General features: G+C 45.6%; 21 protein-coding genes and 1 riboswitch. Of the genes, 13 read left to right on the top strand and 8 right to left on the bottom strand.

Features of this window, described 5'->3' with window-relative positions:
• Positions 1 to 434: 434 nt before the first annotated feature.
• Entirely contained in the window at positions 435 to 656 is a 222-nt protein-coding gene (locus J2Z66_RS25365) for a hypothetical protein (RefSeq protein ID WP_209975530.1), read from the top strand.
• A 138-nt stretch (positions 657 to 794) separates the two neighbouring features.
• Entirely contained in the window at positions 795 to 1,040 is a 246-nt protein-coding gene (locus J2Z66_RS25360) for a hypothetical protein (protein WP_209975529.1), read from the top strand.
• A 225-nt stretch (positions 1,041 to 1,265) separates the two neighbouring features.
• Here the strand turns inward: J2Z66_RS25360 and J2Z66_RS25355 are convergent, their stop codons facing one another.
• Positions 1,266 to 1,646 carry a hypothetical protein gene (locus J2Z66_RS25355; RefSeq protein WP_209975528.1) on the bottom strand — a complete coding sequence of 127 codons (381 nt, stop codon included), beginning with the start codon at positions 1,644 to 1,646 and terminating at the stop codon, positions 1,266 to 1,268.
• A gap of 132 nt (positions 1,647 to 1,778) precedes the next feature.
• Complete coding sequence (locus J2Z66_RS25350) at positions 1,779 to 2,696, bottom strand: ornithine carbamoyltransferase (protein WP_209975527.1); 918 nt, start codon at positions 2,694 to 2,696, stop codon at positions 1,779 to 1,781.
• Positions 2,697 to 2,829: 133 nt separating this feature from the next.
• Between J2Z66_RS25350 and J2Z66_RS25345 the strand changes: the two genes are divergently transcribed.
• The 3 genes from J2Z66_RS25345 (at position 2,830) to J2Z66_RS25335 (ending at position 5,836) form a co-directional block, all read left to right on the top strand.
• Positions 2,830 to 3,828: an MBL fold metallo-hydrolase gene (locus J2Z66_RS25345; protein WP_209975526.1), complete on the top strand. Its 999-nt coding sequence runs from the start codon at positions 2,830 to 2,832 to the stop codon at positions 3,826 to 3,828.
• 774 nt (positions 3,829 to 4,602) lie between these two features.
• On the top strand, positions 4,603 to 5,061 hold the full coding sequence (locus J2Z66_RS25340) for a NucA/NucB deoxyribonuclease domain-containing protein (protein WP_245375829.1): 459 nt from the start codon (positions 4,603 to 4,605) through the stop codon (positions 5,059 to 5,061).
• Between the two features lie 178 nt (positions 5,062 to 5,239).
• Complete coding sequence (locus J2Z66_RS25335; RefSeq protein ID WP_209975525.1) at positions 5,240 to 5,836, top strand: YqaA family protein; 597 nt, start codon at positions 5,240 to 5,242, stop codon at positions 5,834 to 5,836.
• A 95-nt stretch (positions 5,837 to 5,931) separates the two neighbouring features.
• On the opposite strand, the gene J2Z66_RS25330 is transcribed toward J2Z66_RS25335, so the two are convergent.
• The 6 genes from J2Z66_RS25330 to J2Z66_RS25305 form a co-directional block, all read right to left on the bottom strand.
• A complete protein-coding gene (locus tag J2Z66_RS25330) occupies positions 5,932 to 6,783 on the bottom strand; it encodes a bifunctional 5,10-methylenetetrahydrofolate dehydrogenase/5,10-methenyltetrahydrofolate cyclohydrolase (protein WP_209975524.1) in 852 nt (283 codons plus the stop codon).
• 57 nt (positions 6,784 to 6,840) lie between these two features.
• A riboswitch (ZMP/ZTP riboswitch) is annotated at positions 6,841 to 6,921 on the bottom strand.
• Between the two features lie 250 nt (positions 6,922 to 7,171).
• Positions 7,172 to 8,323 carry a hypothetical protein gene (locus J2Z66_RS25325; protein ID WP_209975523.1) on the bottom strand — a complete coding sequence of 384 codons (1,152 nt, stop codon included), beginning with the start codon at positions 8,321 to 8,323 and terminating at the stop codon, positions 7,172 to 7,174.
• 19 nt (positions 8,324 to 8,342) lie between these two features.
• Complete coding sequence (locus J2Z66_RS25320; protein ID WP_209975522.1) at positions 8,343 to 9,617, bottom strand: hypothetical protein; 1,275 nt, start codon at positions 9,615 to 9,617, stop codon at positions 8,343 to 8,345.
• A gap of 2 nt (positions 9,618 to 9,619) precedes the next feature.
• Positions 9,620 to 10,498, bottom strand: coding sequence for an ABC transporter ATP-binding protein (locus tag J2Z66_RS25315; protein WP_209975521.1), 879 nt, complete (start codon positions 10,496 to 10,498; stop codon positions 9,620 to 9,622).
• 1 nt (position 10,499) lies between these two features.
• Complete coding sequence (locus J2Z66_RS25310; RefSeq protein WP_209975520.1) at positions 10,500 to 11,297, bottom strand: hypothetical protein; 798 nt, start codon at positions 11,295 to 11,297, stop codon at positions 10,500 to 10,502.
• Entirely contained in the window at positions 11,236 to 11,841 is a 606-nt protein-coding gene (locus J2Z66_RS25305) for an RNA polymerase sigma factor (RefSeq protein ID WP_209975519.1), read from the bottom strand. Before J2Z66_RS25305 ends, J2Z66_RS25310 begins: the two co-directional genes overlap by 62 nt.
• Before the next feature lie 209 nt (positions 11,842 to 12,050).
• Here J2Z66_RS25305 and J2Z66_RS25300 point away from each other — a divergent pair, with 209 nt between their 5' ends.
• The 8 genes from J2Z66_RS25300 (at position 12,051) to J2Z66_RS25265 (ending at position 24,690) form a co-directional block, all read left to right on the top strand.
• On the top strand, positions 12,051 to 12,635 hold the full coding sequence (locus J2Z66_RS25300) for a TetR/AcrR family transcriptional regulator (RefSeq protein WP_209975518.1): 585 nt from the start codon (positions 12,051 to 12,053) through the stop codon (positions 12,633 to 12,635).
• A gap of 274 nt (positions 12,636 to 12,909) precedes the next feature.
• Positions 12,910 to 13,680 (top strand): ABC transporter ATP-binding protein, encoded by a 771-nt coding sequence (locus tag J2Z66_RS25295; protein WP_209975517.1) that lies wholly within the window; start codon positions 12,910 to 12,912, stop codon positions 13,678 to 13,680.
• Positions 13,681 to 13,783: 103 nt separating this feature from the next.
• Positions 13,784 to 14,671, top strand: a complete 888-nt coding sequence (locus tag J2Z66_RS25290; RefSeq protein WP_209975516.1) for an ABC transporter permease — start codon at positions 13,784 to 13,786, stop codon at positions 14,669 to 14,671.
• 75 nt (positions 14,672 to 14,746) lie between these two features.
• Positions 14,747 to 15,703 carry a formylglycine-generating enzyme family protein gene (locus J2Z66_RS25285; RefSeq protein ID WP_209975515.1) on the top strand — a complete coding sequence of 319 codons (957 nt, stop codon included), beginning with the start codon at positions 14,747 to 14,749 and terminating at the stop codon, positions 15,701 to 15,703.
• 91 nt (positions 15,704 to 15,794) lie between these two features.
• On the top strand, positions 15,795 to 18,071 hold the full coding sequence (locus tag J2Z66_RS25280) for an arylsulfatase (RefSeq protein WP_209975514.1): 2,277 nt from the start codon (positions 15,795 to 15,797) through the stop codon (positions 18,069 to 18,071).
• Between the two features lie 69 nt (positions 18,072 to 18,140).
• Complete coding sequence (locus J2Z66_RS25275; RefSeq protein WP_209975513.1) at positions 18,141 to 19,175, top strand: NrtA/SsuA/CpmA family ABC transporter substrate-binding protein; 1,035 nt, start codon at positions 18,141 to 18,143, stop codon at positions 19,173 to 19,175.
• Positions 19,176 to 19,362: 187 nt separating this feature from the next.
• Positions 19,363 to 20,505, top strand: coding sequence for a CAP and S-layer homology domain-containing protein (locus J2Z66_RS25270; RefSeq protein ID WP_209975512.1), 1,143 nt, complete (start codon positions 19,363 to 19,365; stop codon positions 20,503 to 20,505).
• Positions 20,506 to 22,005: 1,500 nt separating this feature from the next.
• Positions 22,006 to 24,690, top strand: coding sequence for a hypothetical protein (locus J2Z66_RS25265; protein ID WP_209975511.1), 2,685 nt, complete (start codon positions 22,006 to 22,008; stop codon positions 24,688 to 24,690).
• Positions 24,691 to 24,704 lie beyond the last annotated feature (14 nt).

Genomic DNA, 24,704 nt, shown 5'->3' with positions numbered 1-24,704 from the left:
CTGAAGATAGTTATATATGTTCACTGTTTTTTAATTTCCCTTCATTTTGACAGACTTATCGCGTCAATAATCAATTCTAGAAAAAAACAGCAGTAGAGTACCCGATGCCAGAAGATAAGGATTTAATTGATTTCTTTTTCATCAGGTATTCCTCCTTCATATTTAAAAGTAAATAGCTTATCGCAGAACATTAGTATTATAACATGAAAACGAAATGGCATGAAAGCAAGCTACCAAGCCCTTGGGTCTCTAAGCAAGAAGCCGAAAGGGCAGGGGTTACAGCAGCATATTTTGTATGTAGTCCAAACCCTGGTCGGGGGCTTTTCATAGGATACAGAAGTTATATCAGAGAAATTGTGATTCTTTGATAGCTCTTATTTTGCCTCACAAGAATTTTTCTCGGATACGGTAAATATGATGGGGGGTGAACTAAAATGTATGAAATGTATGATTTATGTATGAGGCATGTGAATTGCAGAGTTCGCATTCATACTTGCTGCGGGTGCTTTGAGGGCGTTATTGAGAGCGTGGATAGAAACAATGTTTATTTGCGGACTTCGGGCGGAGTTCGGACTTCGGCATGGTTTGGGTTTGGACCGAGAAATGATATTTTAACTTTGTCTCTGTTTACTCTTCTTGCTATTGCCTTGATCTAGGGAACAAGTTGCTTCCGTTCAGACCATGCTTCCCAATTGATAAAATCTAGATGAACATCTAGTTAGTGGAAAAAACCTCTAAGACCCTTCTTTAGGGTCTATTTTTATATATAAGCAGACCCATTTCGAAGCGGGAGCATGTCTGGGTACAAAATGTGCTTGCGCTGGCCGAAGCGGCGGTATGTATGCGAAAGACTGCACACATTTGGCCCGCTTAACTTGACAACATTGCGCAGGAACCCGCCCCAAATGGAGTGTGTGCTGCACTTAACGATGTTTTTCATCGTTAAAGTAAGGTTTCCAGGCCAATCCGTCACTTTAACGATGATTTCCATCGCTAAAAGAGGACGAATGGCCTCTCTGAATGGTGAAAAGGGATTTTAACGATGTTTTTCATCGTTAAAGTAAGATTCTGATGCCGACCTCGTACTTTAACGATGAAAAACATCGCTAAAGTAGCAGCTCCTCGCAGATCTTCATCCCCAGCGTCTTTGCCGGTAGGAAATCTTCTCCAATCAAGAGAAAAACCCTGGCTGGTGTCGGTGTGGTCTCTTTTCGATGGAAACATGGGTTGGAGCGATATATGAATGTTATTTCAGAAGCGTTCTACTAGTCATATTGTGAGTAGAGCGCAAGCATATCATCAGCACAGCCAGCTATAATAGTATTTGCTTGTTCAGCATGGTTTACTGCCTCAGCATACAGTTGTAGATTAAAACTAACAGAAGCCATTATTAAATGCCATTCAGCGTCTGTAATTCCCTTATCAGAAACAGTTTGCAGCAGTCCGTATGCTTGCTCAAATGGATTGGTCTGGTCAGAATAATCTTGCAGAACATTCAGTGCCCTTGCATATGCTAAAATCATTTCATATGACCACTGTTCCTGAGGGTACTGCTTCAGGATTGATTTTATTTCATAATAATTATCTACAAGCTTCATTATATCCATCTCTGCTTCAAGTTCGTATATATACTGCATGTCAATCATTCAGCTTCACCTCTGGCTACAGTTATACTAATATACTAAACTGCATGCCGTTCTTTTTACAACATAAAAAATTTCGTTGCGTTCAGGTTCCATTTTCGCGGATGTTTGTATGTGAATTCCTCGCACAACAAATTAACGGCTCTCAAGCAAATAAAGCAGCAAAGCTTTCTGCACATGCATTCTGTTTTCAGCTTGCTGATAAATGATAGATTTCTCCGATTCAATGAGCTCCTCCGCAATTTCAAAGCCGGGATGGATCGGCATGTCGTGCATAATATAAGGGGTGCTGCCATTCAGGTTCTTTTTGTTAAGCTGAAAAGGTATCATCTTTTGGATTCGCTTTTCTTTTTCATCCTGGTTGTGGGTGTTACGGTAAAACTCCATGTCGATCCAGGTGTCCGTATACATATAATCAGAGATGGCAGCGGCTTCACTTAGATTATGCATATTTTTTATATATCCGCTCGCGTAAGCTGTTTGCATCAAATCTTCATCCCAGGAAGCATCGTTAATGATGGGAGTCACTAGTACAAGGGTGATTCCCAGTGTGATGCAGCCTGCAATCAACGAATTGGCAACATTGTTATGAATACCTACGTATGTGAGGGTTAAACCTTGAAATGTACCGGATACTTCATAGATCGTCATCAAATCAGCCAATGCTTGACAGGGGTGGTAGCGATCACAGCAGCCGTTAATGACAGGTACTTGGGCATACTCTACAAGCTGCATAAGGTCTGAATGTTTTTTTAGTCTGGCCATGATCAGATCACAATTTCTTGATGCATACTGCACTTCATATTTGATTGGAGAAATACTGAAATTACTTGAGTCCCAGTCCAAAGGAACAGCGTAACCACCCATCTGATTTATGCCTGATTGAAAAGATAAATTAGTTCGGGTTGAGGTTTTTTGGAACAGCATCAATAGACCTTTTCGCTCGCAAGCATTGAAATAAAGCTGTGGGTGTTTCTTGATTTCGATTCCCTTTTGAACGATGGCGTTGAGATCGCTGTGATTAAGTTCTTTTAAGGATAATAAATGGTTCAATAGCTACACCTCGCAACGAATTTGTATAGTCAGGCCTGCTGCCAAAGTTGAAAAAGGTATTTAAACCGTTAATTCCATATGTTAAGATTGACATGGAATCTTTTTGCAATCATTTTTGAGAGGATCTGCACATATGAACAATTTGAACGCATACATTCAAGGACAGGAAAAATTCGTACCCGATTTTCATGAGCATCTGAAGGTGATTCTGTTAGGAACGGGTTCTCCGCGCGCGGTTTACGGTGTAGCTAAGCCTGGGGCCGTGGTGCTGGCAGGGAACAAGGTGTTTCTAGTCGATTGCGGAGCAGGGACGGTTGGCCAGCTTCTGCTCGCGGGAATTATGCCGCAGTGGATTTCGGATGTGCTGTTTACGCATCACCATAGTGATCATAATTCGGGCTTTTTTGACGTGTTCATTAGCAGCTGGCGGACGCATGTTGTGCCTGGTGCCGTCTACACCAATCGGACCGTTCCGATGCAGGTGTATGGCCCCGAAACTACCAAAGCGATTATTGGGAAGATGGAGGAATCTTTCGCCTTTGACGTCAATCTTCGTATCAACTACAACAAGTCTGCTGTAGACGGGTCAAAAATCGAATATCATGAGTGCAACGAAGGCGTTGTCTATGATCAGGACGGAATTCGGATTACTGCTTTTGAGGTGGATCATCGGCCCGTATATCCAGCTATCGCTTATAAATTCGAATACAATGGAAAGTCAGCAATCATTTCTGGGGACACAATCCCCGTGGACAATATGATCAAGCACGCCAAGGGAATCGATCTGCTGGTGCATGAAGCCTACAATAAAGAATGGCTGGATGCTCTGATCGACATGTATCCGGACCAGGCAACAAGCCTCAATAATCCGGCAAAATATCATACGACGACGCTGCAGGCCGCGGAGATCGCCCAACAAGCCGAGGTGAAGCATCTGCTGCTCACGCATCATATTCCTGCACCAGCCAAAACAAAAGAAGCAGAAGAAGCTTACATCCAGGGGATGAGAGAGATCTATGCAGGACCGATCACGATGGGCAGAGACCTAATGGAATTCGATTTGGCCGACAAATACGCTGATAAACAAGCCGATAACAGACGGATAAGCAGGGAGAAGCAAGGGGACAAATAGGCTTTTAAATAGTGTTGGAAATAGGAACAAATGTTTGTTATAATGTCCATACAGCACTTAAGAGCTCCATTCTAAGGAATGACGAACTACTTATGGAACGTATGCCAGCCCGCTGTTGAAGCGGGTTTTTTTGGAGGTATAAGAAAGTTTAAGTGCTTTACAGTGTTAAAGCATAAGAGGGAAGAGCATACCCCGAAGCAGCCCGCCTCTGTCGAAATGAGCGTGTGCTGCATTTAACGATGATTTTCATCGTTAAAGTAAGTGTTCCAGATCAATCCATCATGTTAATGATGTTTTTCATCGTTAAAAGAGGAAGGATGGCGTTTCAGGGTGGTTAAAAGGGATTTTAACGATGTTTTTCATTGTTAAAGCAAGGATATGAGGCGACCCGGTGCTTTTAACGATGAAAAACATCGTTAAAGTAGCAGACCCTCTCGGTTGCGTGTGCTGGCGGGGCGTTCTTCCTTCCCAGCGCCTAAGCTCGTAGGAAATCTCCTCTAATCAAGAGAAAAACCCTTGCTGGCAGTCCGTTTGAGCTTGGTGTTCGTGCGAGTGTAGCTAAAGAGTGGGAATGGCTGTGGGCGGAAGAGCGAGAGCGTCCGCCTTTAAAGATTTGTTCCTACCTCCTCATCGATACCATTCAAGGGAATAATTCTTTAACAGCGGCTGGAGCCCACAGCCATTCCCTCCCGTAACGCTCCTAAGTTTCAAACATGCACCTCAAAGGACACCGCAAGGTTCTCACATCAAGGATACAACAGGAGGAAGCCCACATTGAAAAGAAAGTCTAAATTATTTACAAAAAAGAAAAACAGTTTATTTGCATTTTTAGTACTTCTTATTGCCGTATTCGTTGTTCCCCGATTAGATTTATTAAATGATGCATCCGTAACAACCTCCTCTACAGAGGCCGATGTTAAGATTGTATTTCCGTCGGATCGTTTTCCAGAGACGGCTAAGCATATTAAGGATGCGATCGCTGCGGGGGAGTCCCCGATTTGTACCATTGATAGAGACGGAGCGGAAGAGAACAGGAAGGAATCGCTCAAAGGCATTGCGACCAAGAAGGGGTACGATCGTGATGAATGGCCGATGGCCATGTGTGCTGAAGGCGGAGCAGGTGCAGATATTGCTTACATAACTCCGTCGGATAATCGTGGGGCAGGGTCTTGGGTTGGCAACCAACTGGAGAAATATACCGATGGTACGAGAGTTGAATTTGTCGTAGAGTAGAACAAACAATCCGGATAGAAACCGTGTTGTGGCATTCCCCGTCCCAGGTCTGGTTATAAAACCGCCGCAGGTCCATTTCGAAAAATGATAAAATAGCATATAATATGCTGATAGGCAATACCTTTGGATCATGGTGTTTTAAATCGCATAAGGCTTTAGGGAAGAGGAGTTTTCTGATATGCTGCAAAATGTAATGGATTTTCTAATGGAGTTCGGCGCATGGGGATTATTTATTCACTCCTTTGCCGATGCCGTCATCTTTCCGATTCCAGCATTTTTTCTACAAGTTTCTTTAAGCATGATGAATCCTTCCACGGCTTTGTGGCTTGCTACTGCGGGATTTATAGGCTGTATGCTTGGAACCCCGCTCGGATATGCTATCGGCAAATTGTTAGGCAACGCTGTCCTCTATAAGCTCCTCAAGAAAGAATGGGTAGATAAAGCAACAGCGATGTTTCAGAAGAACGGTGAGGCTGCAATCCTCATTGGCGCGTTCACTCCGATTCCGTTCAAGGTATTTACCATTATTTCCGGATGCATGAATTTTCCTTTGTGGCGGCTGATTTGCTATGCTGCTCTTGGCCGGGCCGTTAAATTTTATCTCGTTGGGCTTTTATTCTACTTGTATGGTAATGCGGCTGAAGGCATGGTAAAAGAGGTATCGCTGTACATCTTTTTAATTGCCGTTCCTGTTCTGCTGATTGCTATATGGCTTAGACGGAGATACGTGAAAAATCGTGAACGCAAGCTTCAAGCTGACCAAAAAGTCATATAGGGGAGCAACTCCTATTTTGAAATAACGCCTGCTGAGACCACTCAGCAGGCGTTATTTCATTTTTACAAACTTTTCATAAGGCGCCGAAAGGCCGTTTACCTCAAAAACGCCAGCTGCTCAGCTGCATCTACCGTATGCTTTAACAGTGTTGCAATAGTGACTGGTCCTACTCCGGCAGGCACTGGCGTGATCGCACTTGCATGTAATAGACAAGCCTCATAGTCCACATCGCCAACATTTCCTTCGTTGTATCCTGCATCGAGGATCACTGCACCTGGTTGAATCCAGTCACCTTGAATAAACTTTGGTTTGCCAACCGCGGCGACAACAATGTCACCTGTTCCGACAATGCTTGCGAGGTTCTTTGTTTTGGAATGGCAGATGGTAACCGTAGCATTTCTATTCAGCAGCATAAGGGAGACCGGCTTGCCTAAAATTGGACTTCGGCCAACTACCACCGCATGTTTTCCTTCAATCGGGATCTGATAATAATCAAGTATAGCGACAATGGCTGCTGGCGTGCAGGAGGGATAAGCAGCAAATCCAAAAGCATTCTGGGCAAAACCTAATGTGGTTACACCATCAACATCCTTCGTGATATCAATAGCGTCAAAAGCAGCTCTTTCATCAATCTGATGCGGAACCGGATGCTGCAGCAAAATGCCGTGAACATCAGAATCTTCATTAAGCTGTTGGATTATTGCGATTAACTGTTCGGTACTGGTGTCTTTGCCTAAGCTAATACGTCTGGACTCTATGCCCAGTCGTTTGCAGGCGTTGCCTTTCATACGGACATACGTAGCAGAAGCCGGATCATCACCGACTAAAATAGTCGCCAGACAAGGTGTGATTCCTTTTTCAGCTAGTAATTTCACCCTACTAAGCAATTGTTCCTTAATGTCGTTAGCTACACATGCGCCATCCAAAATAAGCTTTTCCGTATTCATCCCACATCGACTCCTCTAATGTATTAGAAAACATAAAGAGGTAAGGGGATATCCCCTTACCTCTGCCCAGGCGTACGGCTGCTTATGCTATGTGCTTCCTCATGGTTAAGCCATGTTCCGCCAGTCACACATAGTGGTTTGTTCTTTTCATAGTAACAAAGATTACCTGTTGTTTCAATATCTTCTTGCTTGGTGTTCGTGCGATTGTAGCTGGAAGAAGGGAAGGGGTGTGGGTGGAAGAGCGATAGCGTCCGCCTTTCCCACCTCTGCATCACCATTCCATTCAAGGGAACAAATCTTTAACAGCGGCTGGAGCCCACATCCATTCCCTCCGCAACGCACCCAAGTTACGAACACACACCTCAATGGAACACCACAAGGCGCCTACTCATCCTTTTATGTCAGCAACCTGCTCCTTTTTCCATCTCACAATAACCATGATCACTGCCGCCGCGGCTAAACTCAGGTACAATAAAGGCTGAACATACTGCGGATAGCGGATATTTATGGAATCGCCGATCAGAACATCTAACAGCAATTTTAATAAAATAAAGAGCAGAGGCACCTGAGCTCCGATAATAGTAATGTAATTAGGTGCGAGGCTTGAAATGAGCAGCGTTAATAGCGTGACAATCATGCCCAGAACATACAGGGCGACCACTGTCAGGACTATGTATTGGATAAAAGTTAGATCATACCAATATGCACCGTAGTTAAAAACCGAGTTAATGTTGGAATTGAAAAACATACTCACATGGTTCGCCGAATACAGCAGGAAAAAGCAGAGCAACTGGGCAGTAGTGATAAGGCATGATGAAACCATAGCCGCGGCTATTTTCTTTTTGAACAAGGGTCTTCCCGTTTTGGCGGTATATTGCAGATCAATGACATGATTTTTCCTGTCTTTTATAAACATCGGAGAGATCATAAAGCTAACACTTAACACGACCAGTACCGCTACATAGGTGATTAAAGTATTATAGTTTTCAAAAACAAGGTGGGGAAAAATGGCTGTGATGCTTTCATTATTCACCAATTGCTCGATTCGGGCTGCTTGCTCCTCTTTGATCGGACTCGGATAAGCATAAGCTCTGAGTTTATCTGTTTCTTTGTTTTCATATTTCTGAATAAGACCTTCCCTTGCTTGTAATTCATAAAAGATATCGACTCTTGATTTATTATAGGCATCTGAACGAAGGGCTTCCAGATCGGAATTAAAAACGGTATTTCTAAAATCTTCATAGGTCGTGATTCCAGCATCAACAAAGCCTTTGTTGGATTGAAGGTAATGATTAGCTTCTTCGACCTGCTCCTTATATTGCTGCTGGAAATGTAGAAATTCCGTTTCATCCATATGTGTGCCGTAATCCTTCAACATTTGTACGCTTATACGATAGTAATCCAGAAACGGTCTGCCGTTGGGAAAGTATTGGAAATAAAAGCTGATAAATAGTTGATAGATGATGGCGCTAATAACGATAAGCAGTGCGAACATTTTCAGAGTGAACACTTTCCTGATTTCATGGCTGAGGATTCTCATCAACAGTCTCCTTAATTTATTAGTCAATACTTTGTTTCATAAACCTTCTGATACTTAACCAGCACAACGCAACCAGCAGCAATGACCAGACAGAGACCGTAATGAGTTCATAATATTTAAATGTGCCAAAAGCTCCACCTTCCATAAACCACCTTTGTGGATTTAGAGTAAGGTTGAAAGGGGTAAATACGCTCAGCAGTATGGCGTTCGAAGAGAAAGGCACAAAGCTCGGGAGGAGCAGGATGACTCCAAATAAAATAGCAAAGCCTGTAAAAACAAGGTAACTGTTGCGGATAAAAGTAGACAGCACAAAGGTCATGGCGCTAAAGAGCAATTGACAGGCATAAGCCAGCACCACAGAGCAGAGTAAAAAGCTTATAAAGGACATTTTCCACCAGGATATATAAGGCAGCTTTTCCGCGTTAAAAAAACTGCTGATCGGCACATGCCACAGCCCGGAATAATCGTAAATGATAAAATAGGCAGCAAAAGTAAGTCCTACAACAATAGTGGTCACAATTCCGCTAGCTGCCAGGGAGACGAGAAGCTTGTCCACCGCCAGTTTTCGGCCCCGTTTCGTGGAGTAGGCAAGCAGATGTGTTTTATTTTCAAACTCATATTTACTTACATATCCGGTAATTAAGACGACCAGAATCATGATTTCGAACAGCATAGTCCGCAGCAGTGTTTTGAAAAGCTTGGTGTGCATTTGATAAATGGGTCCCATAAAGAACAGGTTTTTGTGCTCTCCGTTGGCGATGAGTGTATCCAGCCGTTCACTTAATTTCGCATATTGCTTTCTTACGGTTTCGGCAGCTTGTCCGCTCAAGCCGTACTTTCCGATTTCACTAGTGGCAACCATCATTAAATCCAGCTCATTGTAGGTACTATCGATATCCTGAATCTTGTAAAGGTACATTTCTATAACACGCAGCTCATGTATGAAATCCAGCTCCGCTGGGCTGTATAGCTCAGGCTGTTCCTGCACATAGCGGTTGTAGTTTTCATATTCAAAAAAGTCCCCGGCATACGCGTACGTTTGGCCAATTTTGCGCTGCGTTAATTCATTCATGGCACTGAGCTGTGCGGAATAATCATTTTGAAAATCATTTTGCATTTCAGTATCGATAGCATAGCCAAAACGGTCTACAAGCTTGTTCAAAATCTTTAAATCATCTTTGACATGAATATGGCTGAAAATAAGGAGAAGATTAAAGGCAAAAAATACAGCAGTTAGCGTCAGAATAACAGGCGAGGTGAAAGCTTTTTTCAGCTCGTATAAATAAATGCTCATCCTCATACTTCCTGCGCGGCGGCTTCATCCTGATAAATATATAGAAATACATCCTCCAGGCTTGGAAGCACGGCCCTCCATAGAGGGTCTGCCGTCCCTTTGCTAATAAATCTGACCTTCAGCTTGCCTTCCTCTTGTTTCTCGGACAAGGATAAGTACTGTTTCCTGAATTCAGACGCAGTCTGATGTTCGATTTCCGTTTCGTAAACCCAGCCTTCAATCACTTTGCAAATGTTAGCAATACTATCTTTATACAGCACTTGATTGTCTTTGATCATCACAATTTCGTTGGCAATCGATTCCACATCGGAAACGATATGCGTGGAGAGGATGACGATGCGGTCCCTGGCCAGTTCTGTCAGCAAGTTTCTGAAGCGTACCCGTTCCTTCGGATCCAGCCCCGCTGTCGGCTCATCCAGGATCAGAATTTCAGGATCATTGAGCATTGCTTGCGCGATCCCTACCCGCTGAATCATGCCTCCGGAAAATTTTTTCATCTTTTTATCCACGACCTGCTCAAGCGCCACCAGCTTCAAAAGCTCATGCACACGCTCCTTGGCCTTGCCGGCTGGCATTCCCTTCAGAGCTGAGATATACAGCAAATATTGCTTGGGGCTGTAATTTTTATAATAGCCGAACTCTTGGGGCAGGTAGCCGAGCAGCTCGCGGTAGCGCTCATCCATTTTGACAATGCTTTCACCCTTGTAGAGAATTTCTCCTTCAGTTGGAAACAGCAGGGTCGCGAGCATTTTGATAAGTGTTGTTTTGCCGGCGCCATTAGGGGCTAACAGGCCGTAGACACCATTGGTGAATTCAAGGTTTATTTGTTTAAGGGCACAAAAGCTGCCGAAATGCTTGCTTACCTGATGAACGGTTAACATGCTAAACTACGCCTCCTGTACTTCTGAACGTGATCAGTTTTTTGAGATGCTTGATATAAAAGAAGAAGCAAACAGCCGCTATAACCACATACACATAGATGGGCAAGCTGCTAAGAAACAACGTATACTGCTCCGTATTGAATGTAAATAATAAGAGATTAAGGAGCATCCAGCCGATGGTTAAGCCATATTTGGCGATGCTTGAAGACATTCTGATGATCGTATATAAAAAAGCGGTTGAAAATAAAAATAACGAAGCGGCGGACAGCATCAGGGCATACAGGAAGTTGATTTGGTGAAAAGAGGCCATGATGAAATAAATCAAAATCGCATTTAAAGCCATGCAGATCAGGCTGAATACAAGCATTCGAAAAGCGGCCAGCTGATAAATGTTGTATTTACAGGTCATTTCAACCTCATAGTTAACCCTGTTCTTTTTTTGGATAAAAAAGATTATAGACGTTATCAGATACAACACGGGAGAGAAGATGAAAATAAATGAATACATGGCATCAATTCGGAACGCTAGACTATAATGGGTTCCAATGGCCACAAATAAGAGGATCAAGAAGCCTAATACAAGGGCGAAAATAATTTCCGTGATATCACGGAACATATATTTGAAGCCTAGCTGTCCGTACATATTTTTGAGATAGGAGTAGAAGGATTCTTTGGGAGCCAGGCCTTTTGTGACAATGCTTTTGATCTGCGCTTCGATGGTGCTGTCATCCGGGAAATCAATCGGGAATGGGTCTTGATGGACTTGATGGCACTGATGATTTCGATGGTCTCGATCCATAGGAATCCGCCTCCAGGCTATTTTTGATCTTTTTGATCATGGCATAGTACTTTGTTTTTACCGTAGATTCAGAGAACTGCAGCAGTGCCGATATTTCCGCAAACGTATATTCCGCAAAAAATTTCAGCCTGAATATTTGCTGGGCGGATACGTCCAGCCGATTGACTACAGCGACGATATCTTCAACCTGCTGTTTGTTCTCGACCGTTAGCGTGAAATCCTCCGTTCCCATGAGCTCATCATCCAAGACTGCAGCGGTGCGGCCGGATTTGTAAGTTTTGGACCGGTAGTAATCGACGATTCGGTTCGTTGCTATTTTGTACAGCCAAGTGCGGAATGAAGCCCTTTTTCCATCAAAATGAGCGATAGATTTCAGCATGCTGATGAAAATTTCCTGCGTCAAATCCATAGACATTTCTTTGTTCATCGTCTGTTTGTAGACGTAGGCATAAATCTCCTTATAGTAGCTGGAAATGAGTGCATCGGCTGCAGCTTGACTAGATTTCAGCTTAATTTGTTTGATCCATGTTGCTTCTGTATCCATAACACCTCTCACTTCCGTAGGAGAAATACTGCTTATAAGATATATGCGTAATAGGTCACGAAAAAGTTTTAATCCCATAAGCATACTTTTCCGCTGAATAATTGACAAATAAGTCTCGAATGGTGTCCAATAGGATAAAGTTATTACTATAAGCAGGTTATTACTATAAGCCCAATATATTTACGTATAGCGGGTAAGGGGGAACAAAGTTGGCCAGGAACGTTGAAAGAGATGCCGAGTTCAGGGAGCGACAGCGAAATAATATTATGGAAAAGGCTACGCAGCTGTTCGCATTAAGCGGGCTGCGTGGGGTGCGAATGCAAGATATTGCTCAAGCAGTCGGAATTACAACGGCAAATGTATATCACTATTTTAGCTCAAAAGAGGAATTGATCAGGGAAGTGATCACGCATTCCCAAACTGCTTTTGGCGAAGCCCTGACTAAGCTTTCTGAGGGAAGCGGCACGCCATGGGACAAGCTGGTTTCTATTGGCAGTCCAAAAGAAAATAAGAAATCATATATTGTTCTGCTGCATTTGAATATTGCACTATCGGAAGCTTTGCCTGAAGCACTTAAACAGCAATATAAATCCCGTGCAACTGAAAACTTGAGGATCCTGTCTGGTATTGTTGCAGAAGGACAGAGGCAAGGACAAATTAAAGCAGGAGATCCCATGCAAATGGCGGCACGCTACGTGATATTGCTCACAGGCTTTAATGTCTACTCTTCAACAGAGCTATACGAAGGAATCCGGTTTAAATTTGAGGATATCATAGCACATCTGAGGCCGTAATTTAATTCCTTGTATACAAATGGGAATTATATAAATAATGGATTGACAGCCATTTTTAATCCTGATACACTATTCACAGATTAAACAAAAATTTAATTTGTGAAATTAGCATAGCTGACCAGACCACTGGAGGCGAACAAAGGATTTAAGTGAGGGAGACCTCCATAATCCTGCGTGAAGCCCATCGAGTGGATTTTGTTTTTGGTATTAATCCGATTAAATTCATGGGAATAGGTTGGTAAATGATTTTTATTTCTGGGGAGGGGTAGGAACGATGTCATCAGCAGCTTTAACCATTCGACAGTTGAACAAAACATTCCGTTCGAACGAGACTGCGACTCATGTGCTGGATAATATCGAAATGTCGGTGCAAGAGGGCGAATTCATTTCCATCATCGGCCCAAGTGGCTGCGGCAAGAGCACCCTGCTCAAGATTGTTGCCGGTCTGGATCTTGAGTATACCGGCACCGTGCTGCTTGGGGATAGAAGGGTAGAGCGTCCTTCAAAGGAGAAAGGCTTTATCTTTCAAGAGCATCGCTTATTTCCTTGGCTGACGGTGGAGCGCAACATTGCGGGAGAGCAGTCTCTGAAGAAGCCTGAGGTTCGCCGGAAGGTTGATGAATTAATCTCGCTTGTCAAGCTCCAAGGCTTCGAACGGTCTTACCCGAAGCAGCTCTCTGGAGGGATGTCGCAGCGGGTTGCCATTGCAAGAGCGCTGCTTCGCAGTCCTGAAGTGCTGCTGCTCGATGAGCCATTTGGTGCGCTGGATGCCTTCACACGCAGTCACATGCAGGAGGTGCTGCTTGATATATGGCGGCATAATCGGACGACGATGCTGTTCGTCACGCATGATATCGACGAAGCGGTGTTTCTTGCGAACCGGGTCGTCGTGCTGGATGCACGGCCAGGGAGAATCAAGACGATCATCCCGATTGATCTTCCTCATCCGCGCAAGCGTACAGGGTCTTCTTTCCAAGAATTGCGCAAAGCTGTGCTTCATGCGCTGGAGAAGCTGGAAGAGACCAAAGATAGCTACGAAATATAGAGGTAATGCCAAGCAATTCTAAAGCAATGCCAAGGAAGATACAAGGTAATGATAAGGTAATGCCAAGGCAATGCTATGCTCAAAGAACGAGAGGGAAGAGTCTATGTCCATTCGCACTGATGCTGCTGCATCGAATGTAAACATCAAACAATCCACAGCTGCACAGGAGCTAGATCTTCAAGCTCCCCTTGAAGCTCCCCAGAAAGCCGGAGCAAAGAAGTATTGGGGCTCCAAAACACGCCGTTTCGTATGGGGCAGCGTACTTCCTGCTCTGGTGCTGGTGCTGTGGCAAATCGCAAGCTGGCAAGGCTGGGTGTCTGATTTGCTGTTTCCTTCACCTATTGCTATTTTGAAAGAATTTTACACGATTGTGAAATCAGGAGATTTGTTTTGGCACTTGAAAATTAGTCTGCAGCGCGCGCTTATCGGGTTCGGCCTTGGCGGTTCTGCCGGTTTGCTGCTCGGCTTACTCGTCGGTATGTTCAAACGGGCCGAGGATTTGCTCGATCCAACGATTCAAATGCTGCGGACGGTTCCGCTACTGGCGATAACACCTTTGTTTATCCTATGGTTCGGATTTGGGGAGTTATCGAAGGATTTGCTCATCGCGATGGGAGCCTTTTTTCCACTTTATGTGAATACATTTCTAGGGGTTCGCAATGTGGATGCTAAACTGTTTGAAGTAGCCAAGGTGCTGGAGTTCAACCGCTATCAGCAAATTACCAAGCTTGTGCTTCCCTCCGCATTGCCGAATGTGCTGCTTGGCTTGCGGCTGTCGCTTAGCGTAGCATGGCTCTGCTTAGTTGTAGCTGAATTGATGGGGTCGGATCAAGGCATCGGCTATATGATTCAGGATGCAAGGTCGTTCATGCGCACGGGCGTTGTTTTCGTCGGTATTGCGATATTCGCCTTTGTTGGCAAGTTGACAGATTCACTCGTTCGGATTCTGGAGAATCGGTTGTTGAGATGGCAGGACAGCTATAAAGGATAACATCATCCAAGTCCAATCTGATAAACACGCCCCAAAAAGCTGTATATTATACTTTCAAAATAAGGGGGGAGGACCATGAACCAGCTAGAGCAAAGCTCCTGTTGTTCGGTCAGCCGAAGCGAAGGCGGCGGGCTGCAAGCGGTCAGCATGACCGGACTCGGTAACAAACAGGACCCTTTACAGGGAATGATCGCTCTGCCGGGAGGCACTTTTCTGATGGGGAGCAGCAGTGAAGAAGGTTTCAAGCAGGATGGAGAGGGACCCGTACGTAATGTGAGCATCGCCCCTTTCTTGGTTGATCCTTGTACGGTGACAAACGAGCAATTTGCTGAGTTTGTTCAAGCGACAGGGTATGTGTCGGATGCGGAGCGGTTTGGCTGGTCGTTCGTCTTTCACCTGTTCGCTTCCCCGGAGACGATCCGTTCGGTAACACAACGCGTGGACGGAGCGTCATGGTGGCTTGTAGTGGAAGGAGCGTCATGGGATAAGCCCGAAGGTCCCGATTCGTCGATAGCAGATCGCCTCGATCATCCCGTCGTGCATGTATCGTGGAATGATGCGAATGCATATTGCCGATGGGCGGGCAAACGGCTTCTGAGTGAAGCGGAATGGGAATATGCAGCGCGCGGAGGACTGATTCAGAAAAGGTATCCCTGGGGTGATCTGCTGAAGCCGGATGGCCGGCACGTCTGCAATATCTGGCAGGGGAAGTTTCCGGATAAGAGCAATAAGACCGACAGTTGCGGAGGCACGTCTGCAGCGCGTTCTTTTCCGCCGAACGGCTATGGGCTGTACAATGTTTCCGGCAATGTATGGGAATGGTGCTCCGATTGGTTCCATCCTGAAGCGTATCAGTTCGATACCCCTGACAATCCGAAAGGGCCGGCTGCAGGTACCTCGAAGGTCATTCGGGGCGGCTCCTACTTGTGCCATCGGTCGTATTGCAACAGGTATCGGGTAGCTGCCAGATCCTCCAATACGCCAGACAGCACGACAGGACATATGGGCTTCCGGTGTGCAGCTGATGCTTGACTGCAGTTGAAAAGAGAGCGCCAATGAATTGCAAATGAACTACGATCAAACTACGATCAAAAAATAACGAAATAAAATTGGAGGCATTGAAATGGCAGAAGACAGATTTTCCCGTTACGTTATTAATGAACATGGAACCGTGGGCCATACGCTGGAGGAGACAGTGCCCAGTTGGCCAGAGAAGGTCAAGGCACCAGAAGGGGCACCCAACGTCGTCTATATTGTACTGGATGATTTGGGATATGCGCAGATAGGCAGTTACGGATCGACGATTGACACGCCAAATATCGATGCTTTGGCAGCCGGGGGACTGAGATATACGAATTCCCACGTGACGGCTATTTGCTCGCCAACTCGGGCTAGCTTGCTTACGGGGCGCAATCCACATTCGATCGGAATGTCCTGCGTATCGGATTTAAATACGGGCTATGCGCATACACGGGGCAAGATTAGCAAAGAGACAGGCTTGATCAGTGAAATTTTGAAGGATAGCGGCTACAGTACCTTTATTTCGGGCAAATGGCATCTCGCGCCATACGAAGATCAGAGTGCTGCGGGCCCCTTCGATAATTGGCCGCTCGGGAGAGGATTTGAGCATTTCTACGGCTTCTTGGGCGGAGGTACGAGTCAATTCGAACCGGTGCTGCATCAGGACAATCACGAGGTGCTAGCTCCGAAATCTAGCGCGGAGGGGTATCACATTACCGAAGACCTCACTGACAGGGCTATTGGATATATCCGCGATCAGAAGGCGGCAGCGCCGGATAAGCCATTCTTCTTGTATCTGGCCTATGGAGCAACGCATGATCCGCATCATGCTCCGAAGGCATATATCGATAAGTACAAAGGGAAATTCGATGAGGGCTGGGACAAGATCCGCGAACAATGGTTCGAACGGCAAAAGCAGCTTGGCATCGTACCGGCAAATACTAAGCTGCCCCCAGCTAACGATGGCGTTCAGGCTTGGGACTCGCTGAGTGCAGATCAGCGAAAGCTTTATGCAAAAGCTCAAGAAGCATTCGCAGGCTTCCTCGACCATACCGATTATCATATCGGACGCGTCATTCAATTCCTGAAAGATATCGGACAATTCGACAATACGATCATCGTGTTCATATCTGACAATGGGGCGAGTGGCGAAGCGGGTGAGCATGGCACCTGGAACATGCTCAAGAGCTATAACGGAATCAAGTCAACCTTAGAGGCGAATTTGGCCCATATCGACGAATGGGGAGGCCCGACAACTAACAACCATTATCCCGCAGGCTGGGCTCAAGCAGGCAATACACCGCTGAAGCTATACAAGACATGGCTGCATGCCGGAGGAGTCAAGACACCACTGATTATTCACTATCCGAATAAGATTAAAGACGGCGGAGGCATCCGTCAACAATATCATCACGTTATTGATGTTATGCCAACCGTCCTTGAGTTGATCGGCATCGAGCCGCAGCCTTATATTAACGGTGTGCCGCAGCAGCCGCTTCAAGGTGTCAGCCTTACCTACTCCTTCGATGACGCCACGGCGGTGACCCGTAGAAGTACGCAATACTATGAGATGATCGGCCACCGTGCGATTTACCACGAAGGCTGGAAAGCTGTCACCAACCACCGTGCTGGTTCTAGGTATGAGGATGACGTATGGGAACTATACAATCTGGACGCAGACTTCTCCGAAACGACGAATTTGGCAGATGTGCATCCTGACAAGCTGAAAGAGCTGATCGACAAGTGGTGGATCGAAGCGGAGAAATACGGAGTATTGCCTCTGGATGGCCGTTCACTATGGGATCGTCTGAAGCAATCCTTTGGCGATGAGGGCAATGTTCCGCCTATGGCTAACCACACTTTCTTGAACGGTACACGGTTCTTGCGAGGACCCGATTTACGCAATCGCTCGTTTACTTTCGAAGCTTCAGTAGAACGTGCTTCAAACGGTGACGAAGGGGTACTTGTATCCGAAGGCAGCCGATTTGGAGGTTACTCTTTCTACATAAAAGACAATCAGCTTGTGTTCGTCTACAACTATCTCGGAGAAATCTACAATGTCATCGCTTCGGATATAGAAGTACCAATCGGCAAGTCTACGCTGGCTTTTCGTTATACGAAGACTGGAGAGCACACGGGCGCAGGCAAGCTTTTCATTAACGGCGATCAAGCCGGGGAAGGCATCATTGAGAAGACTGGAGCGGTCATGTTTGGCGGAGGCGGCGGGTTTACTGTAGGGAAAAATTACTTATCGCCGATCACACCTGCATACGAGGCGCCATTTGTTTTCAAGGGCATTTTGAGCAAGGTAGAACTATACACCAAAAATGGAGCGCGCGACATTGCTGCGGACCTGGCAGCGGAAATTGCAAGCGAGTAAATCATGCAATGAAACCATGCAAGAAATCATAGAAGAATCATACTGTGCTTAAAGAGGAGAATAATCATTATGAAAAAATCAGCCTTGTTCGGTTTCGCCCTCATTCTTGTGTTCGCAATGATGTTAAGTGCTTGTGGCAAGGATAACAACCAGGCCTCAAATACGCCAACTACCTCCGATTCATCTTCCTCAGCACCTCCATCTACTGGGGAGGCAAAGCCATTTAAGATTAGCATAGGCATCAATGGCGGCAGCAACCAACTTAAGCTTGCCCAAAGCAAAGGCTGGTTTGAGGAGGAGTTTGCTAAAATTAACGGTAAGGTGGAATGGTCCGATTTCCAAAGCGGACCGCAAGCGATTGAAGCCTTGGCAGCCAAGCGATTAGACGTAACGACACTGGTAGATGGCGGGGTTATTACGGCGATCTCCGGAAAAGTGGATTTGAAGCTGACTTCATTTCTATCCACTGGACTTAAAGGAGTTAACTATGTCATCGTTCCTAAGGGAAGTGATGTCAAAGAATTAGCTGATTTGAAGGGCAAACGCGTCGGATTGGCAAAAGGTACAACGAACCATGTATTTCTGGTGAAAGCACTGAAGAAATTTGATGTCAAAGAATCTGATTTGAACCTCGTGAACCTCCTTATTACGGATGCGCAGCCGGCGTTCGAGAGCGGGCAGTTGGATGCTTGGGTAACCGCTGATCCGTTCGCTTATCAAGAGGTTACTAAGAACGGGGCAACCATTATTGCCAGTGGAGAATCATTGAACATTCCATCCCCAGTGTTCGTGGCGTTCCGGGCTGAATTTACGAAAGAGCATCCGGAGGCGGTCGAAGCCTACCTAAGGGTGATGCAGAAAGCTATCGACTACGAAAAAGCAAACTATGACGAAGCACTGAAAGCATATGCCGAACTGAAAAAACAAGACATCACGCTAATCAAAGTGCTCGCAGATAATTATCAGGCCCAGAATGAACCGATTTCTGATGAGATCGTAACGGAATTCCAAGCGTCGGCGAACCTTCTGCTGGAGCTAGGCTTTTTGAAGGAAAAGATCGATGTGTCTAAGCTCGTGGATAATTCTTTTATTCTGAAAAAATAAGGAAGGAGAACAACCCTATATCTGTGCTACAAATAATGGTGAATATAGCGCTATTAACCTTTACACCCAGTTAGAGGTTTTTTGGGCTGCTGATGGCTCAATAAAGGTGTCGAGCTCTTGAAATGTTGACAAATAAGTATCGAATGGTGTCCAATAGGATAGAGCACTGACTGTAAGGAGGATTACGGTGAAAAAAGGAAAAATCACAAGCTTAAGCCTATTAATTGTTCTTTTTGTTATTGTATCTTTGGTGCCAGCCTATGCTGAAGATTCGCAATTTACTGATCTTAAGCCTACTCACTGGGCATACAGCGCTATACAGTGGGCGTATGAAAACAAGGTCGTTGACGGCTATCCGGACGGTACATTCAAGCCAAACAAGGAAGTATCTGAGGCCGAATTTTTGACGATCTTTATCCAAAGCTACGAGAAAATCGATCGTTCAACTCCGATGACACATTGGGCTGATAGCATTTACAAATGGGCTGAAAACAATAATTACCCGGTGCAGAGCTACAAAGAAGTTAAATTCCGGGATCGCAGCATTACCCGGAAGCAGGTCGCCGAAATCATTGTCGGGGCAAATGGCTTCAATCAAATGGGCGATAAGGCGATTCAATATTTGCTGGACCATGGTTACACACAAGGAAAAACAGGGCCAACCGTTCAAGGGTACAGAGGACAAGACTTACTGACTCGTGCAGAGGCTGTACAATTTATCAAAAACTTGAAAAGTCAGGGAATGGATAAAATTCTCCCTAGACCTCCAGGAGAGGAACCAAATTCTAACGGTTCTGCAAACGAAGGTTTTCCCGACAAGCTGTTGCTTGCCGATGGTATGTACCCGCTTACAGATAGCGAAAAGCAGTTGGCCAGTCTCATTAATAAGTACCGTGAAAAACTTGGCCTTGCAGCTTATAAGCTGTCCAAATCTATGACTAAAGTGGCGCGTTATCATGCTTACGATGCAAATGTGAATGGAGTCCCCGAAGGCGAATGTAATTTACATAGCTGGACTGAGCAGAAAACATGGACGGGAGGGTGCTATACGCCGGACCATCGCAATGCCGCTCTCATGTGGGATAAGCCTAGAGAAATAACAGATGGCAGTTACAAGGGTGAAGGATTTGAGATAGCTTATTGGCATTCCAGCCTTGCAACACCAAGTGATGCGCTAGAAGGCTGGAAAAAAAGCTCGGGTCATCATGATCTTATTATTGGAAAAGGGCCATGGAGTGATCTAAGTGTTATGGGCGTCGCTATTGAGGGGAATTACGCTTTCGTCTGGTTTGGAACGGAAAAGGATCCTAACGGATATTTTAGTGAGTAATGGGAAAAGCGAGAGTAGAATAATATCCGTCCTAGTCGCCTAGAGGCGGATTCGTTATGCCTAGCCAATGGATTGAAATGAGGCTTAGCCTCAATTTTCGGTACAAGGGGCTGGGCTCTTTCCTATGTTTGGCCCAAATCAACCACATGAATAAATTCCATAATATGGTATATTGTCATGCCGTTTTGGTTTAGCTTAACACGGCTGGAGCCTGCATCCTTCCTTCCATCCCCCCTTCCTTCCTCAATGCCATAAAACTCAAATTCACTTACTCAAATAAGAGACCAGCCCTTAGTGACTCTTTTTGGTGCGAAAAGGAGTCCATTTGGATTAGTCGCGTGGTGCGGCTTTAGAGTGATAAAGTATTCGGTATGACTATTCATTCACCAAGGGAATTAGAAAGGAATCAGAAAGGATGCGCAGAATTCCCTATCGCCACTATCCCTTTCTCTCAGGAAGCACCCTCTACTGGTAGTCCCTCCCCCGTTTTGGGCGTGTGCTTCACTTAATGATGTTTTTGAGGCTGTCGATTAACTGGGTACAACTCAAACTCTCACTAAAATCGATCAAAACTGGCCTCTCAGCCTTGGAGGCCAAAGCCTTGGACTCTACCCATAGTAAATGCTGCAAAAGTGCAGGGTTTTTCATCTGAAATCGGGTATTGGCAGAGAATTGCTGCAAAAGTGCAGGAAAATAGTCACTTGGATCGCTCAAACGGACAAAAGACGCCTAAAATCCTGCAGATTTACGGTAATTTCCGGTTATGGGTGTATTCGGGAAAAAATGATGTACTTATGCATCTTTTTGTCCCCCATGGTTGGTTCTTATTTGTCCACAGTTAATCGACAGCCACTTTTTCATCGTTAAAGCAAGTGTTTCCAGTCAACTACGTTAGTGATGTTTTTCATCGTTAAAAGAGGGGGGATGACTTCACTGGGGGGTTAATAGGAACTTTACCGATGTTTTTCATCGTTAAAGTAAGGATGCGGAGAGGATCCGGTGCTTTAACGATGAAAAACATCGTTAAAAGCACCGGGTCCTCTTGGTTGTGGGCCTGGAGGGCCGTTATTCATTCCTAGCATCTGCGTCCACTAGGAATTCTCCTCTAATCAAGAGAAAAACCCTTGCTGGCTGTCCGTTTGAGCTTGGTGTTCGTGCGATTGTAGCTGAGAGAGGTAAGGGGTGTGGGCGGAAGAGCGATAGCGTCCGCCTTTAAAGATTTGTTCCTACCTCTTCATCAATTTCATTCAAGGGAACAAATCTTTAACAGCGGCTGGAGGCCACACCCCTTACCTCCCAAGCACTGGCGTCACGAACACGACCTCAAAGGACGCCACAAGGCGTCTAAGGCGTCTATATTCAAGCACTTATTTTCGTGTCGCAAGATTATATACCCTCATCGCAAAAAAGTGGAATTGAACATGAATATGTTTAATTATACATTATAACTAACTTGGCGGGCGCGAACGCTAGGTATTCATAATTGAAGGAGGAGATCTATTGATAGTACATCATTCCAGAGTCAGGATATGGGCGTGTTTTCTGTCGTTTGTTCTAGTTTGGGGACTTGTCGTGTCCGCAGCTCCAACAATAAGCTACGCCGCAGATCCGATGGTGGTCAACTTGCACAATGCTGATTCAAGCTCCGGATGGTCCGGAGTGACGCTGGATACGAGTGACAAGAAAGAAGGAAGTGCTTCCTTGTCTGGTGACAGTAATCCGGGTATTTCTATCCCCGGATATCCGAGTGCCGTACACATGCAAGGGACCATGGCTCCGGTTCACACAGGGGTAACCTTACAAAATGGTCAGTTGAAGCTGTGGCTATACGTTGCGGATGTTACCAAGCTGGGTGGAGGCGTCGGTGCTATTGAATTGTCCTCCAACGATCAAACTACAGATGTGGATGAATTGGAATGGTATGTATCTAATTTATCGCTTGTGGATGGTTGGCAGGAGCTCACACTAAACTTTTCAGATGCGTATGTATCGGGAAATCCTGACTTGAGTGCAATTACACGTGTCCGTATTTACGCGTTTACAACGGCGGCTACGACGATGAAAGTGGATGATATTCGTGTGACTTCCATTCCAGCATCTGTTCCGTCTGTAGTTTTGCATAACGCTGATACAAGCTCCGGCTGGTACGGGGCGGGCCTTGATACGAGTGACAAGAAGGAAGGAAGCGCCTCTCTGTCAGGAGTCAGTGATACTAATTATTCGATTCCGGGGTATCCAAGTGCGGTTATCATGCAAGGAATTTTCGCTCCAGTGAACACCGGAGTAACCCTACAGAACGGTCAGCTAAAGCTGTGGCTGTACATTTCGGATGTTGACAAGCTGGGCGGCAGAGTCGGCGCTATTGAATTGTCCTCCAACGATCAAACGACAGATGTGGATGAAATTGAATGGCAATGGCCAAATATTAAGCTTGTGGATGGTTGGCAGGAGCTTACGCTAAAATTTTCAACTGCCTATGTGTACGGGACTCCTGACTTAAGTGCAATTAAACGTGTCCGTATTTACGCGTTCACAACGGGTGCGATGACGATGAAAGTGGACCATATCCGTGTAACTCCTATAGGCGGTATTTCGCCTGGAGCTGGAGGCACCGCTGAGTACACGGGAACAGAGCTGGAGGTTTCACTTGATGATGACAAATATGGGGGGCCTCAATTTATAGGGAAGCTGTTTACAGAAGGGTTGGGACGGCTGCCACAGGCTGAAGAGTATACCCACTATATTTCGATTATTGAGGATGAAGGCTGTACGATTGGGACGCTTGCTGATATTGCAGAGGAGTTTTTCGGTGATACGGCATTTACCGGGTTAAGCCTAACTGATGAAGAGCGGGCCTTGGCTGTCTATCGGGCTATACTGAACCGGGACCCTTCTTTGACTGAAGTGAGTGATTTTATCACCCGGTTGAATAATATGGAGTCAGCAGCCTCTATTGCGGAAAGCCTGACGGCGCATACGGAGTTTGCCGCCCTTATGCCGGATATCGTGATCGGACCTTATTATTGGGGTGTCAACAATGAAGATTTCTCACCGTCCAATACGATTATGACCGCATCAGATGTCCAGGATTTACTGGATGGTAATGACACTGTTATTGAGCTGCCCCGCGGAGCGCTTGTGCTCGTCGACGAGACGATAGACATCCCGGCAGGCAAGACGCTGCGAACTGTGGGAGAACCGTCGCATTACGCCAGCAAGGCGAGACTGCTGCGGGTTGCCAATGTGAATACGCCTGTTGTCACGATCCAGGAAGGAGGCACACTGTCCCATATTTGGGTTGACGGCAACAGGACTGCATTTCTCAATGACGTCGGAGGGCTCCAGTACGGAATCAATGTTGTAACGCGCGGAGACGATGTGAATGTGGTGTCAAACCGCATTAATGATGCTACTGCTGCGACGAATCTGTTCGGCTCTGACCTGCTGAGGGGTGCCTACTTTGCCAGGAATCTAGTTACCTGCTATGCTACCAGTCATTATTTAGGTGTTCACGGAGGATGGGCAGATGCTATCACACACGCAAGCACAGACAGCATTATTGAAGAAAATGAGGTTGTCGATGCAACTGACGTAGGCATCATTTTATTCCGTTTTGCATCCAACAATAATGATGTGCCGCAGACGACGATCATCCGCAACAACACGGTCGTCAACCTGGGCAACTCCGCCTATATTGGCTATGTTAACGATTCCTGGCACAGCCAGGGGGACAGGATATTAGATTTTGAGGGTTCAGTATTTATGAATAATGCGATATGGACATCTATGCGGGCGTTCGTGCAAGTTACACTTTCGTTTGCACCTTTGGCCTCAACGGGTAGTCTGGGGAATACGGGAAAAGGTGGCAGCATGATCAATAACTATACACCAGAGGGTTTGTATGTCATGACAGCTGCAGGAATTGTCGCCGACGGCATGGAGGATATTACGATGAGGGGCAATAACTTGAACCTGTATATCGGGCCGTGGGTGGGAAGTGCTAATCTCACTCCACGACTAATCTCTGTTAACGAGAGCACAGCTAGTGGAGAAGTGCAGGGACCTTATGCGGATCTGCCAATGTGGACTAGAAATTCCAGTTTTCTTCTCGTAACCAGCGGACCACAATACCAATCTGTCGTACTCAAAGAAGCTAGAATAAGGGATGCCACGTATTCCCCATAAGTACAGCGGAATTT

This window comes from Paenibacillus eucommiae (assembly GCF_017874215.1).
Taxonomy (GTDB): domain Bacteria; phylum Bacillota; class Bacilli; order Paenibacillales; family NBRC-103111; genus Paenibacillus_AI; species Paenibacillus_AI eucommiae.
Note: the sequence above shows the minus strand (reverse complement) of the source record. Positions and strands in the feature narration are given on the sequence as shown.

Bases quoted from the DNA above. Each gene is read 5' to 3' on its own strand.
- J2Z66_RS25295 (WP_209975517.1), top strand. From the start codon at position 12,910: ATGTCATCAGCAGCTTTAACCATTCGACAGTTGAACAAAACATTCCGT.
- J2Z66_RS25320 (WP_209975522.1), bottom strand. From the start codon at position 9,617: ATGAGCATTTATTTATACGAGCTGAAAAAAGCTTTCACCTCGCCTGTT.
- J2Z66_RS25280 (WP_209975514.1), top strand. From the start codon at position 15,795: ATGGCAGAAGACAGATTTTCCCGTTACGTTATTAATGAACATGGAACC.
- J2Z66_RS25335 (WP_209975525.1), top strand. From the start codon at position 5,240: ATGCTGCAAAATGTAATGGATTTTCTAATGGAGTTCGGCGCATGGGGA.
- J2Z66_RS25365 (WP_209975530.1), top strand. From the start codon at position 435: ATGTATGAAATGTATGATTTATGTATGAGGCATGTGAATTGCAGAGTT.
- J2Z66_RS25275 (WP_209975513.1), top strand. From the start codon at position 18,141: ATGAAAAAATCAGCCTTGTTCGGTTTCGCCCTCATTCTTGTGTTCGCA.
- J2Z66_RS25310 (WP_209975520.1), bottom strand. From the start codon at position 11,297: ATGGATCGAGACCATCGAAATCATCAGTGCCATCAAGTCCATCAAGAC.
- J2Z66_RS25305 (WP_209975519.1), bottom strand. From the start codon at position 11,841: ATGGATACAGAAGCAACATGGATCAAACAAATTAAGCTGAAATCTAGT.
- J2Z66_RS25360 (WP_209975529.1), top strand. From the start codon at position 795: ATGTCTGGGTACAAAATGTGCTTGCGCTGGCCGAAGCGGCGGTATGTA.
- J2Z66_RS25285 (WP_209975515.1), top strand. From the start codon at position 14,747: ATGAACCAGCTAGAGCAAAGCTCCTGTTGTTCGGTCAGCCGAAGCGAA.
- J2Z66_RS25315 (WP_209975521.1), bottom strand. From the start codon at position 10,498: ATGTTAACCGTTCATCAGGTAAGCAAGCATTTCGGCAGCTTTTGTGCC.
- J2Z66_RS25345 (WP_209975526.1), top strand. From the start codon at position 2,830: ATGAACAATTTGAACGCATACATTCAAGGACAGGAAAAATTCGTACCC.
- J2Z66_RS25355 (WP_209975528.1), bottom strand. From the start codon at position 1,646: ATGATTGACATGCAGTATATATACGAACTTGAAGCAGAGATGGATATA.
- J2Z66_RS25330 (WP_209975524.1), bottom strand. From the start codon at position 6,783: ATGAATACGGAAAAGCTTATTTTGGATGGCGCATGTGTAGCTAACGAC.
- J2Z66_RS25290 (WP_209975516.1), top strand. From the start codon at position 13,784: ATGTCCATTCGCACTGATGCTGCTGCATCGAATGTAAACATCAAACAA.
- J2Z66_RS25325 (WP_209975523.1), bottom strand. From the start codon at position 8,323: ATGAGAATCCTCAGCCATGAAATCAGGAAAGTGTTCACTCTGAAAATG.